This window comes from Microbacterium sp. GbtcB4 (assembly GCF_019091465.1).
GTDB classification, from domain to species: Bacteria; Actinomycetota; Actinomycetes; order Actinomycetales; family Microbacteriaceae; genus Microbacterium; species Microbacterium paraoxydans.
In genome coordinates, this window is record NZ_JAGXJJ010000198.1 from 1 (window position 1) to 263 (window position 263).

1 protein-coding gene is annotated in these 263 nt (G+C 54.0%); it reads left to right on the top strand.

Annotated features, from left to right (window positions below; translation table 11 throughout):
* Positions 1–263, top strand: a 263-nt coding sequence (locus KVS71_RS17675) for a DUF4998 domain-containing protein (RefSeq protein WP_217585183.1), incomplete at both ends; no start/stop codon positions are given.

Genomic DNA, 263 nt, shown 5'->3' on the forward strand with positions numbered 1-263 from the left:
GGCAACCAATCAATGCGGGCCGAGGTTTTTGGCCGCGTATACGGCCCAGATTATTCGGCCAACCTAAACAACCGTATCATCGAACAGATACGGAAGGAAGGGCAAGACCTCGTCGTCAATTGGATTCCCGAGTCTGGTGCTACCCCCCTGCGCGGAACAGAAGTTGCTTACCCCCCGCCGTCCGGCGATTCGGCAAGGGTACTGACTGATGGGCAAATCCACCAAACACGGCTTCCAAACTATAAAGCCAATACACGCATAAA